We start from the raw sequence: 12,735 nt of genomic DNA on the forward strand, positions 1-12,735 counted from the left end.
GCAAAATCTGATATGAGGATTCAGCAATCATCAACGCTGTATTTCTGATTCTGCAAAAAAAGCGCGCAATTTGCACGCTTTTACAGAACCAGTGTTCAGATTTGCGGCGCAACGGTTATACAGCGCCGTGGTTCTTCTCCAGTAGAAAATGTTCGAATCTTATTGTTGCCAGCTAAAACTGAATGTAAAATCTTTCGTTCAAACGCGGGCATCGGTTCAAGTCGATATGGACGACCATCCATCATCACTTTATCTGCGATCCGTCCAGCCAGCGTGATCAGTGCCTCTCTTCGCACGGCCCGATAATTTTCGCAGTCCAGGATCAATTGCAACTGATGTTTGCCATTCAGACTGATTACTCGATTAGCTAAAAACTGCAATGCATTCAATGTCTTTCCATGTTTTCCAATCAACTTTGCTGCATCTTTGCCAACAAGACTGCACCGGCAGAGGCGAGAACATCGCTCCTCCACCTGAACACGGGCCGTAAGTCCGCTTTTGTTTACTAAATTCGTTAAATAATCAATTCCGTAATCAAACGGCGTCTTCTTCAAAGTCACCTTGACAAGTGCTTTACGGGCACCAATTCCCAGAAAACCAAACCTTGGTGTCTCCAGAATATGGATATCCACCTGTTCCGGCTTCGCATTTAATTCCTTGAGCGCGATATTTACCGCTTCGGAAATCGACTTGCCGTATTTGGTAACTTCCCTCACTTTTTCTTGGCGCCTCCTGCAGGCTGTTTTACTCCATTATCCTCACGTTTTTCATAAATAATATATGTTTGGAAAATCATGAAAATATTACCGACAACCCAGTAAAGGGCAAGTGCAGACGGAAAATAGAGTGCGGGAATAGCGATCATAATTGGAAAAACGTACAGCATCATGGCCATCTGCGGATTCGAGTTCCCCATTCTGCCCATCATAATTTTCTGCTGTAGAAAAGTTGTTGCTGCAGCGATAATCGGCAGAATATAGAAAGGGTCTGCATTGCCGAGCTGAAACCACAGGAATGACTGTGTTTTAATTTCTTCTGTTCGCATAATTGCCTGATAAAAAGCAAAAAGAATCGGCATCTGGATCAGAATGGGCAGACAGCCCGCCAACGGATTGACATGATTCTCCTGAAAAAGTTTCATCTGCTCTTCCTGAAGTTTCTTCTGTGTATTCTGATCTTTAGAACTGTATTTCTGCTGTAATTCTTTAATCTTAGGTTGCAGCTCCTGCATCGCCTGAGAGCTTTTCACCTGTTTCGCCATCAGCGGCATCAGAACAAGACGTACAATAATCGTTGTCACAATAATAGAAAGCCCATAGCTGTTCCAAAGCGTTTTCGCAACAAAAATGATAAATTCAGATAAAGGATAAACAAACCAACGGCTCCAAACGCCGGTGCTCTGCGCATTAATCGGTTCGTTTAGATTTGAACACCCTGCCAGAAGTGCAGTTAAAAGGATCAGCATACTGACAGCCACTACTTTTTTTCTCAAAACACTACCTCCTCGATCGATCTGAACGACGGTTCACTTTGTCTGGGATATTATTCGCGCGCTTTTCTGGGACGGGATCAATCCCTCCCGGATGGAAAGGATGGCATTTTAAGAGACGCTTGATCGTCAGCCATCCCCCTTTGATTACTCCAAATCGCGTCAAAGCTTCAACCGCATACTGCGAACACGTTGGGTAGAAGCGGCAAGTTGGCGGTGTGAGCGGGGAAATGAATTTTTGATACAAGCGAATCAAAAAAATAAGTACATATTTCATTATCGCAAAACCCCATGCCTGTCCATAAGAACCTGCGCTTTTCTTAACACATGAATCAAGCTTGCCTGCATCTCCTGATGAGTCATTATACTGACCGGTTTTCTAGAGATAATCACATAATCGTTACCGATCTCAAGCCTGTCCGATAATTCACGAAAAATTTCTTTTATATAGCGCTTAATATGATTTCTCATGACCGCATTGCCTAACTTCTTGCTTACCGACAGCCCCAACCTTGAATAAGGTTTGCCATTTTGCTTCAGCACATAGACGACAAACTGACGGTTGGCGAAGGATTTACCTTCTTTGAAAACAACTTGAAAATCCTGATTCTTTTTTAATCGCTTTAACGTCCTCATAGTGTCCCTCCAATGGGACCGTATTGCTTAGATCAGAACATATGAACTAAGAGCAAAAAAACTCTCCGACTCGCAGAGCATCTTCTAAGTTCACTCATACTCTTTCAGTATAAAGAAAAAGACCGGAATAGCAAGGCTGAGCACGGAAAAATCCTGACGCATATTGTCCCATGGTGTTGGGAGAAATGTTTGTGCTCAATTAAGCTCATGATCGACATTTTAATACCTATTTAATCGTTCAGAAGTTAAAAAATAGCTCTATGTCCTTCTTTACACCTATTTATTTAATACGGTTTTATCACATTCATTACATGCCCACTGTTTATTTTAGTAATCTTTTTTACAGCCACAATTTAGAAAAACCGGGCATAGCCCGTTCCTTACTTCCGCAGGATGCGGTGGCTTCCACGTTGTGCGCAGGACGTACTTTCACAGGATGCCGTCTGACTGCGATTTACCGACCATTCAGCATGATTTACCGGTCATTCAGTACGATTTATCGGTCACTAATCATCATTTACCGGTCATCGCGTGTTTTCACAGTTTTCTACCGGAGTCTTTGATCTGTTTGTTTTGTTGGCATCGGCGCTTCAGTTGCTCGCTTGCCGCAGGCGATCCGGAAGCCTCCGCGGCAGGACAATTCCTGCGAGGTCTTTCCAGGCTCGCTGATCAACAGGAACGCTCCGCAGGCGCCAGCGCACCTTTGCTTTGATTCTCGGTAAGACACTGGTTTATTGGTTTTCATATGGGTCAAAATCTTTCTTATCTTGTTAGAAAATTTGGCTTCGCCAAGCCTCTGGCGAAGGCAAAGCCGACGCCTGCACTTATACGATAATTCGCTGAATTTTAAACTTTCTTATAGTACGAAAAAAAAACCACTGCTGATCACGCAGTGGCATTAGGCAGACAGAACTTTTCTTCCCTTGCGACGGCGAGCTGCCAGAACCTTGCGGCCGTTTGCAGTTGCCATACGCGCACGGAAGCCGTGAACTTTTTTCCTCTTACGATTATTTGGTTGAAAAGTACGTTTCAATGGATACACCTCCTAACAATTCTATTCTCAATTGCCGGTAAAACAAGGGGTTATAGCGAATGACCGTTCTGTCCATTCATCCTTGCAACAGATCGATGAAACACACCGTGGCAATTTAGCGTCCATTAAGTCTCCGCCTGCATCAATCCGTCTCCAGAGACCGCCTTTTATTTTAAGTTATATCCAGCCGCGAATATTCTTCGGCTTCTTTAAAACCAGTCTGATCAATTATAAATAGTTACACTAAAAAAGTCAACGTGGTACACCATTTCAGTGTTATTCAACCTCCCTGTGGATTATTTTTTTACCGTCTTCGATTTTTCACACCCTTTATCGACATTTTTTTCACACATTCGCACCCTGTGCATAACCGTTTAGTGTATAAAGATATCCACTGTGGATAACGTTTGGCGATCATTGCTTTGTCAAGGTATTTTTGATATGATCTTAGTACATTCGTTTAGGTAAAACAGGGATTTATGCTCATGTTGTCCACTGATTGTGGATAAATCTGTGGACATTACGTCACATCTGTGCGCCACAGTTATCCACAGCTTGTGCACCTTGTTGATAACTATTCAGTTTTAAAGTTGCTCCTGCCTGTTTTCCCAATGAGCACTTGTGGATAAATTTAACGAAAAACGCATGCCAAATCTAGTATATGGACCCACTTCTGTTTTTTTCTGCTCGAAATACAAAAAATCGCCGCGAGTCTGCTTTTGTGCGTCTCGGCATCTTTTTTATTTCTTTTTTCCTGCCTCGGCCGATCCGTTTGCAGATCATCAGGAAAACTCAGAATATACGATTCATACAAAAAAGGAGGGCCGCTAAATTTTGAACGATCTTCAGGAATTATGGAAACAAACTTTAAAAAAAATTAAAAAAAAGTTGAGTAAACCAAGTTACGAAACATGGCTGAAAGAAACCCAGGCGCATTCGATCAACGGGCAGATCATGATCATCAGCGTCCCCAATGAGTTTTCACGTGACTGGCTTGAAGAACACTATGCAAAGCTGATTTCCGATATTCTCTATGAAATCACCGGAACACGTTATCAGGTTCAGTTTGTCATTCAAAAGAGCAGTAATAATAGCGTCTCCGCGGTACAGAATAAGGGAAAGAGTGATGAAATGAATTTCGGTCCGAACGGCAATGGCGACCCATACGGTGGCATAAGGCAACGAAACCAGCACCGAATGGAAGAAATTGGAAATAGTATGCTCAACTCCAAGAATACGTTTGAAACCTTTGTGATCGGTTCGGGCAATCGCTTTGCTCACGCAGCTTCGCTGGCTGTAGCTGAAGCCCCGGCAAAAGCCTACAATCCATTGTTTATCTATGGCGGTGTAGGTCTTGGAAAGACACACCTGATGCACGCAATCGGTCACTATGTAATCGAACACAACCCTTCGGCGCGTGTAGTCTATCTTTCGTCAGAAAAATTTACGAATGAATTCATCAATTCCATCCGTGACAACAAAACGGTAGAATTTCGTAATAAATACCGCAGTGTCGATGTACTGCTCATCGATGATATTCAATTTCTCGCAGGAAAAGAACAGACACAGGAAGAATTTTTCCATACATTTAACGCGCTCCATGAAGAATACAAACAGATTGTCATTTCAAGCGACCGTCCGCCGAAAGAAATCCCAACCCTGGAAGACCGGCTGCGTTCACGTTTTGAATGGGGGCTCATTACAGATATTACCCCTCCCGATCTGGAGACACGAATTGCTATTTTACGTAAAAAGGCCAAAGCAGAGGGACTCGATATTCCAAATGAGGTCATGATTTATATTGCCAATCAGATCGACACGAATATTCGCGAGCTTGAAGGAGCGCTCATCCGAGTCATTGCATTCTCTTCTTTAAACAATCAGGATATAAATGTCGATCTAGCTGCTGAAGCATTGAAGGATATAGTCCCTACCGCACGCCCGAAAACCATTACGATCCAGGACATTCAAGTTGCGGTGGGCGAAGAATATCATATGCGACTCGAAGATTTTGCCGCCAAAAAACGAACAAAGTCGATTGCCTTTCCACGACAGATTGCCATGTATTTAGCGCGAGAGTTAACCGATTATTCACTTCCAAAAATCGGCGAAGAATTCGGCGGACGCGATCATACAACTGTGATCCACGCCCATGAAAAAATCACGAAGCAGCTGTCGGTTGATCGGGAATTGCAGAAAAAAGTGAACGCACTGATTGACCAATTGAAGGCACCTGTTAAGACCCAGTAAAGTGGCAGTGCAATGCCAATTCAGTATTGACAGGGGTGTGTATAATTAGTCCGCACACCCCCAATTTTATCCACAGATTATTAACATGTGGATAAAACGTTCGCTCTGGATTTATTCAACTTACTAACATATTCACAGGCCCTATTATTATGATTACTATTTTTATTTTCTTAATATAAGATTTGGAGGCATCAAGGATGCAAGAAGCTCAGGATACTCATCCAAGTACAACGCTTGCAATGGATTGTACCGTACAAAAAGACACACTTGTTGAAGCAGTAAGCCAAGTGATGAAAGCTATCTCGACAAAAACAACAATCCCCATTCTTACCGGTGTAAAAATGACTGCGGGTTTAGACGGTATCGTATTAACTGGCAGTAATTCAGATATATCGATAAAATCGTTCATTCCATTAGAAGAAAATGGAAATGAAAATGCAGTGGTGCATACACCAGGCCAGATTGTTTTGCCATCGCGCCTCTTTTCCGAACTTGTACGCAAGCTTCCGGATGAAGAGATTCATATTCAAGTGGACAGCCGCCTGACTACAAAAATCGTTTCAGGTGCATCGGAATTCAGTTTGAACGGTCTTGACCCTGAAGAATATCCAAATCTACCTGTCATTGATGAACAGGATGTATTTAAGATACGTAAAGATCTGCTTAAAGATCTGATCCGCCAAACTGTTTATGCGGTTTCTGTAACTGAAACGCGACCAGTACTGACCGGTGTAAAATGGATGATTCAAAACGGACAGCTGGTTTGTGTGGCTACAGACAGTCATCGACTTGCCCAGCGCTCCGTTCCCGTTGAAGAAGCTGAGGATTCTGCGATTCATACGCTTGTGATTCCGGGATCGAGCCTGAATGAACTATCCAAAATTCTTGATGATGACGATGAACAAACAGTGGACATTGTCATGACTGCCAATCAGGTTCTTTTTAAAAGTCATAATGTCCAGTTTTATTCCCGCTTGCTGGACGGAAACTATCCGGATACAAGCCGCTTGATTCCAACTGAAAGCAAAACGATCATTGAGCTCGGGACCAAGGCTTTTTATCATGCGATTGAGCGTGCTTCTCTGCTTGCGAAAGAGGAGAGAAACAATGTTGTAAAATTACGTGCGGAAAGCAGCCAAGTGGAAATTTCATCACAGTCACTCGAACTTGGACGGGTCTATGAAACGCTCAAGACTGAAAAATTTGACGGTGATCCGCTGCGTATCTCATTCAGTGCTAAATTCATGATGGACGCACTAAGCAAGATTGACGCACAAAATGTCCAGATCCACTTCGTTGGACCGATGCGCCCCATCATTATCCGGCCAATCGGTGATGAAAATATATTAATGCTGATTCTGCCAATCCGAACATTCTGATCCGCAAGTGGCCAGAGTCCGCAGTATCTGGCATGCGTAGAAAAGAGGCAAAGTGTTGAAAACCATCAAGTTATATCCAGGTGAACCATTCATTACGCTTGGGCAGTTATTGAAGCATGAAGGATTGATCCAGACCGGCGGAGAAGCCAAACATTATCTGGCTAATACCAAGGTATGGGTGAACAGTGAATTGGAAAACAGGCGGGGAAAAAAATTGCATGAAGGAGATCGAATCAAAATTGGCGATTCGTTTGAATTCATCATCGAAGCTCCGTAACTCAGAGGGGGCACCCCACTGTGAAGCTTGAATCGATTGAATTAGCGCACTACAGAAATTATGACAGCCTGCAGCTGTCTTTTTCTGACTCTGTGAACGTATTCTTAGGCGAGAATGCTCAGGGAAAAACAAATTTACTTGAAGCAATCTATGTCCTGGCTATCGCCAAGTCGCCGCGAACGTCTCATGAAAAAGATTTAATCCAATGGGATCAAGATTATGGTAAAATAAAAGGGAGAATAACCAGACGCGCTCAATCTATACCGCTTGAATTGATCATTTCTCGCAAGGGCAAGAAAGCGAAAGCAAATCACATTGAAAAAAGAAGACTGAGTGAGTATGTCGGACTTTGCAATGTGGTGATGTTTGCTCCAGAAGATCTGAATCTGGTTAAAGGCAGTCCGGCAATCCGGCGACGATTTATTGACATGGAAATTGGTCAAATTGCGCCGGTTTATCTGCATGATTTGGGAGAATATCAGAAAGTTCTGCAGCAGAGAAATGCGCTGTTAAAAAAAGCAACCGGGAATTCAGAAAGCGGTGCAAGTCTGCTTGATATTTTAACGGAACGGCTGATCGCGCTCGCGGCGGAAATTGTTCAACGCCGATTGGTGTTTATTCGGCAGCTTAACGAATGGGCAGAACCTATTCAGAAAGAGATCAGTAATGGCAGAGAGCATTTGTCAATCGTCTATCAGTCTTCGGTCTCGGGGGTATTAGATCTAGCTGATTCGTCAAAAATAAAAGAAGTTTATCAAACCATTTATGAACGACTGAAAAAAAGAGAATGGGAAAGAGGGACAACCTTGATCGGTCCTCATCGTGATGACCTGTGTTTTCTTGTCAATGACAAAGACGTACAGGCATTTGGTTCTCAAGGGCAACAGAGAACAGCCGCTTTATCCGTAAAACTGGCGGAAATTGAACTGATCAAACATGAGGTCGGTGAATATCCGATTCTCCTGCTTGATGATGTGTTAAGCGAATTGGACGATATTCGCAAAACACATTTGCTCAGTGCATTTCAGGAAAAAGTGCAGACATTTGTCACCACGACATCTGTTGAGGGACTTGACCACCGTTTGGTTGACCGTGCTGTGCTCTTTGAGATCAATCAGGGAAAGGCTGAGCGAGTGAAGCAGAACTGATCAGTTGCCCCCTTCTGACATCAGGCAACTGAGACAACAGACTCGCGCACAAGAGAATATAAGTTTTTCAGACAACGCCAAGTTAGGTGGGTTAAGATGAGCGAAAATCAGGAACAGAAACAATCCTACAATGCCAGTCAGATTCAAGTGCTTGAAGGACTTGAAGCTGTACGCAAACGTCCGGGCATGTACATAGGCTCAACAGGTGAAAAAGGGCTGCATCATTTAGTCTGGGAAATTGTCGACAACTCAATTGATGAAGCACTCGCCGGTTACTGCAGCCATATCCAGGTCATTATTGAAAAAGAAGGCGGCATTACCGTTATGGATGACGGGCGGGGAATCCCTGTTGACATTCAAAAAAAAGTTGGCAGGCCAGCTCTTGAAGTCATTATGACTGTTCTTCATGCAGGCGGAAAATTCGGCGGTGGCGGTTACAAGGTTTCCGGTGGACTGCATGGTGTCGGTGCTTCCGTAGTGAATGCCCTTTCGACCACAATGTGGGTGAAAGTCTATCGAAACGGTCATGTCTATTATCAGGAGTATCATCGCGGAAAACCGGCAGCTGACATAAAGATTATCGGAGATGCTGACAGGACAGGGACAACGACACATTTTGAGCCTGATCCGGAAATTTTTACGGATACGACAACCTTCGATTACGACACGTTGCGCGTGCGCGTGCGCGAACTTGCTTTTTTGAATAAAAATATCAGAATCTCCATTGAAGACAGGCGGACAGAAGGAAAAAAAGAAACATTTCACTATGAAGGCGGTATTCGTTCTTATGTTGAGTTTCTGAATCGTTCCAAGGAGGTCATTCATCAGCCTATTGATCTTGAAGGCGAGAAGGATGGCATTAAAGTCGAAATTGCGATGCAGTACAACAGCGGATTTGCCAGCCAGCTATATTCTTTTGCAAATAACATTCATACTCATGAAGGCGGAACACATGAATATGGATTCAAAGTCGCCCTGACGCGTGTAATCAATGATTATGGACGGAAAAAGCAGTTTATAAAGGCGAGCGATGCCAATTTAACCGGAGATGATGTGCGTGAAGGACTGACGGCCATTGTATCAGTCAAACATCCGGATCCCCAATTCGAAGGTCAGACAAAAACAAAACTGGGAAACTCAGAAGTACGTACGATTACAGACGCATTGTTCTCTGAATCCTTTTCTCGTTTTCTGCTTGAAAATCCGGATGTTGCCCGTGTGATCGTTGACAAAGCAATTGTCGCTTCACGAGCACGCGCGGCCGCTAAGAAGGCACGTGAACTGACTCGTCGAAAGAGCAGTCTGGAAGTTTCATCACTGCCAGGAAAACTTGCGGACTGCTCATCCAAGGATGCAAGTATTTCAGAACTCTATATTGTTGAGGGGGATTCAGCCGGTGGATCGGCAAAACAGGGGAGAGACCGCTTATTTCAGGCAATCCTTCCACTGCGCGGCAAAATTATCAATGTCGAAAAAGCACGATTAGATAAAATTTTGTCAAATGCTGAAATCAGGACAATGATTACAGCGATCGGTACCGGCATCGGTGAGGAATTTAATCTGGAAAAAGCAAGGTATCACAAAATCATTATCATGACGGATGCCGACGTCGACGGTGCGCATATTCGTACGCTGTTGCTCACATTTTTTTATCGCTTTATGCGACCGCTGCTTGAAAATGGCTATGTCTTTATCGCGCAACCCCCGCTCTACCGGGTTCAATATGGAAAAACACTGTTGTATGCGTATGATGATCTTGAATTGAAACGCATTCAGAGCGGCCTTCCGGAAAATGTGAAACCGGCGTTGCAGCGCTATAAAGGTTTAGGGGAGATGAATCCGGAACAGTTATGGGAGACGACCATGGATCCTGAAAATCGTCTTGTTCTGCAGGTTCACCTTGAAGATGCAATCGAAGCGGATCAGACGTTTGAAATGCTGATGGGCGACCGAGTGGAACCGCGGCGTGATTTTATTCAGCAAAATGCCCGTTATGCGGAAAATCTGGATATCTGACCAGACGTTTGATTCAGTAAGGAGGAAGCAAAATGGCAGAACAAGATGAACACCGGGTCAAACCGGTCAATATTGACAAGCAAATGCGTGATTCATTCTTGAGCTATGCGATGAGTGTCATCGTCAGCCGCGCGCTGCCCGATGTACGCGACGGATTGAAGCCCGTACACAGGCGCATTCTTTATGCCATGAATGAATTGGGGATTACATCAGACAAAGCATATAAGAAGTCAGCCAGAATTGTCGGCGAAGTGATCGGCAAGTACCATCCGCATGGCGACGCGGCTGTTTATGATACGATGGTACGCATGGCTCAGGATTTCAGCTATCGCTATGAATTGGTTGATGGGCATGGCAACTTTGGTTCGGTTGATGGTGACCCGGCGGCGGCAATGCGGTATACAGAAGCACGCATGTCGAAAATATCCATGGAAATGGTCCGTGATATTCGTAAAGATACAATCGATTTTCAGCCCAACTACGATGATAACGAAGAGGAGCCACTGGTTTTACCTGCCCGCTTCCCTAACCTGCTCGTCAACGGGGCATCAGGTATTGCCGTTGGTATGGCGACGAACATTCCTCCCCACCAATTAGGCGAAGTTGTTGATGCCGTACTTGCGCTGAGCAAAAATCCTGATCTCTCCATCGAGGAGCTCATGCACTATATTCCCGGCCCCGATTTTCCGACCGGTGGATTAATTTTAGGTCGTGAAGGCATTCGCCGTGCCTATCGGACGGGCCGCGGTTCGATTATTGTTCGCGCGAAAGTAGAAATTGAAGAAAACGCAAATGGAAAACAGACGATTGTTGTTACTGAACTTCCTTATCAGGTAAATAAGGCAAAACTGATTGAGCGAATTGCAGAATTGGCGCGTGATAAGCGAATTGAAGGCATTACGGATTTGCGTGATGAATCTGACCGCCAGGGGATGCGTGTGATCATTGAAGTCCGTCGTGATACGAATGCCAATGTGCTGCTGAATAATCTGTATAAGCATACGGGTCTGCAGACAAGCTTCGGCATTAATATGCTGGCGCTTGTTGACGGTCGCCCGCGTATCCTGACACTTAAAGAATGCCTGCATTATTATCTGGAACATCAGGAAACAGTGATTCGCCGTCGGACAGCCTTTGAATTGAAAAAAGCCGAGGCACGGGCGCATATTCTTGAAGGATTGCGCATCGCTCTGGATCACTTGGATGAAGTCATTTCATTGATCAGGCATTCGGAGACGGCGGACATTGCCCGCCAGGGATTGATGGACAACTTTTCGTTGACCGAAATTCAGGCACAGGCAATTTTGGATATGCGTCTGCAGCGTCTGACTGGTCTGGAACGTGAGAAAATCGAGCAGGAATATGCAGAACTGGTTAAGAGAATTTCTGAATTGAAGGCAATCCTTGCTGACGAGCAGAAAGTACTGCATATCATTCGCAAAGAGCTGCGTGAGATTAAAGAAAAATACAATGACATCCGGCGAACGGAAATTACGGTTGGTGACGATTTAATTGAGGACGAAGATCTGATTGAACGCGAAGATATTGTCATCACAGTTTCCCATAATGGCTATGTCAAACGGATGCCGGTTAATACGTATCGGAGCCAGAACAGAGGCGGCCGCGGGGTTCAGGGCATGAACACAAATGAAAATGATTTTGTCGAGCATTTGTTTCAGACCAATACGCATCACCACATTCTGTTCTTTACGAATAAGGGACGTGTCTACCAGCTGAAAGGATACCAGATTCCTGAGTTTGGAAGGACGGCAAAGGGAATACCGATTATTAACCTGATTCAGATTGAGAAGGACGAATTCATTACCACGTTCTTCCCTGTCGAAAATTTTGATGAAAAGCATTACCTTGTTTTCCTGACAAAGAACGGAATTACGAAACGTTCACCTCTTTCTGATTTTGCGAATATACGCAAAACCGGTTTATTTGCAATTACTGTACGTGATGAAGATGAATTAATTGCCGTTCGTCTGACCGATGGCACGCGTGATATCATCGTTGGAACAAAGAACGGGATGGCCATCCGTTATCATGAAACCGATGTGCGCGCAATGGGCCGCACCGCGGCAGGCGTCAAGGCGATGACACTGGATGAGGGCGATACGGTGGTCGGCATGGGTATTGCTGATGATCATATGGACGTTTTGATCGTGACGAAGAATGGATTTGGCAAACGCACCGCATGTGATGAATACCGCCCTCAGTCACGCGGCGGTAAGGGTCTGAAAACCTGCAACGTTACAGAAAAGAATGGTGAACTGATCGCACTCCGTACGGTTGAAGAATCTGAGGATATTATGATTATCACCGCAAATGGAGTGATTATTCGCATGCCGGTATCCGGAATATCCAAACTCGGAAGAAATACCATGGGTGTGACCTTGATCCGTGTTGATGACGGAGACAGTGTTTCCACGGTTGCGCGAATACAAAATAATGACAATAATGACATGGAAGACGAGGAAACTGAGGAATAAATGAAGTGTATA

11 protein-coding genes are annotated in these 12,735 nt (G+C 44.4%); 6 read left to right on the forward strand and 5 right to left on the reverse strand.

Translation table 11 applies throughout. The annotated features are described in order from the left end of the window. Positions 1 to 95 precede the first annotated feature (95 nt). The 5 genes from jag to rpmH all read right to left on the reverse strand — a co-directional run bounded on the left by jag (position 96) and on the right by rpmH (position 3,158). Complete coding sequence (jag, locus tag M3N64_RS09675; RefSeq protein WP_249101701.1) at positions 96 to 716, reverse strand: RNA-binding cell elongation regulator Jag/EloR; 621 nt, start codon at positions 714 to 716, stop codon at positions 96 to 98. After that, on the reverse strand, positions 713 to 1,492 hold the full coding sequence (spoIIIJ, locus tag M3N64_RS09680; protein WP_249101702.1) for a YidC family membrane integrase SpoIIIJ: 780 nt from the start codon (positions 1,490 to 1,492) through the stop codon (positions 713 to 715). Before spoIIIJ ends, jag begins: the two co-directional genes overlap by 4 nt. Positions 1,493 to 1,496: 4 nt before the next feature. Then, positions 1,497 to 1,766, reverse strand: a complete 270-nt coding sequence (yidD, locus tag M3N64_RS09685) for a membrane protein insertion efficiency factor YidD (protein ID WP_249101705.1) — start codon at positions 1,764 to 1,766, stop codon at positions 1,497 to 1,499. Continuing rightward, complete coding sequence (gene rnpA / locus M3N64_RS09690) at positions 1,766 to 2,125, reverse strand: ribonuclease P protein component (protein WP_249101707.1); 360 nt, start codon at positions 2,123 to 2,125, stop codon at positions 1,766 to 1,768. Before rnpA ends, yidD begins: the two co-directional genes overlap by 1 nt. 898 nt (positions 2,126 to 3,023) lie before the next feature. Continuing rightward, complete coding sequence (rpmH, locus tag M3N64_RS09695) at positions 3,024 to 3,158, reverse strand: 50S ribosomal protein L34 (protein ID WP_010025605.1); 135 nt, start codon at positions 3,156 to 3,158, stop codon at positions 3,024 to 3,026. Between the two features lie 834 nt (positions 3,159 to 3,992). Between rpmH and dnaA the strand changes: the two genes are divergently transcribed. The 6 genes from dnaA (at position 3,993) to gyrA (ending at position 12,723) form a co-directional block, all read left to right on the forward strand. Then, positions 3,993 to 5,408 carry a chromosomal replication initiator protein DnaA gene (dnaA, locus tag M3N64_RS09700; protein WP_249101708.1) on the forward strand — a complete coding sequence of 472 codons (1,416 nt, stop codon included), beginning with the start codon at positions 3,993 to 3,995 and terminating at the stop codon, positions 5,406 to 5,408. A gap of 239 nt (positions 5,409 to 5,647) precedes the next feature. After that, positions 5,648 to 6,787: a DNA polymerase III subunit beta gene (gene dnaN, locus M3N64_RS09705; RefSeq protein ID WP_249101765.1), complete on the forward strand. Its 1,140-nt coding sequence runs from the start codon at positions 5,648 to 5,650 to the stop codon at positions 6,785 to 6,787. 55 nt (positions 6,788 to 6,842) lie between these two features. Next, positions 6,843 to 7,064, forward strand: a complete 222-nt coding sequence (locus M3N64_RS09710; protein ID WP_249101710.1) for an RNA-binding S4 domain-containing protein — start codon at positions 6,843 to 6,845, stop codon at positions 7,062 to 7,064. Between the two features lie 20 nt (positions 7,065 to 7,084). Continuing rightward, positions 7,085 to 8,212: a DNA replication/repair protein RecF gene (gene recF / locus M3N64_RS09715; protein WP_249101713.1), complete on the forward strand. Its 1,128-nt coding sequence runs from the start codon at positions 7,085 to 7,087 to the stop codon at positions 8,210 to 8,212. A gap of 96 nt (positions 8,213 to 8,308) precedes the next feature. Further along, the gene (gene gyrB / locus M3N64_RS09720; RefSeq protein ID WP_249101714.1) at positions 8,309 to 10,228 is read left to right on the forward strand and encodes a DNA topoisomerase (ATP-hydrolyzing) subunit B; all 1,920 of its coding nucleotides are present in this window, start codon (positions 8,309 to 8,311) and stop codon (positions 10,226 to 10,228) included. A gap of 32 nt (positions 10,229 to 10,260) precedes the next feature. Next, on the forward strand, positions 10,261 to 12,723 hold the full coding sequence (gyrA, locus tag M3N64_RS09725; protein ID WP_249101716.1) for a DNA gyrase subunit A: 2,463 nt from the start codon (positions 10,261 to 10,263) through the stop codon (positions 12,721 to 12,723). Positions 12,724 to 12,735: the final 12 nt, after the last annotated feature.

Origin of the sequence: Sporolactobacillus mangiferae (assembly GCF_023336505.1) — a bacterium.
In the GTDB taxonomy this organism is placed as follows: domain Bacteria; phylum Bacillota; class Bacilli; order Bacillales; family Sporolactobacillaceae; genus Sporolactobacillus; species Sporolactobacillus mangiferae.

What these genes read in the sequence shown, in the direction of transcription:
- yidD (WP_249101705.1), bottom strand. Translation starts at nt 1,766, where the DNA reads ATGAAATATGTACTTATTTTTTTGATTCGCTTGTATCAAAAATTCATT.
- dnaN (WP_249101765.1), top strand. Translation starts at nt 5,648, where the DNA reads ATGGATTGTACCGTACAAAAAGACACACTTGTTGAAGCAGTAAGCCAA.
- gyrA (WP_249101716.1), top strand. Translation starts at nt 10,261, where the DNA reads ATGGCAGAACAAGATGAACACCGGGTCAAACCGGTCAATATTGACAAG.
- gyrB (WP_249101714.1), top strand. Translation starts at nt 8,309, where the DNA reads ATGAGCGAAAATCAGGAACAGAAACAATCCTACAATGCCAGTCAGATT.
- rnpA (WP_249101707.1), bottom strand. Translation starts at nt 2,125, where the DNA reads ATGAGGACGTTAAAGCGATTAAAAAAGAATCAGGATTTTCAAGTTGTT.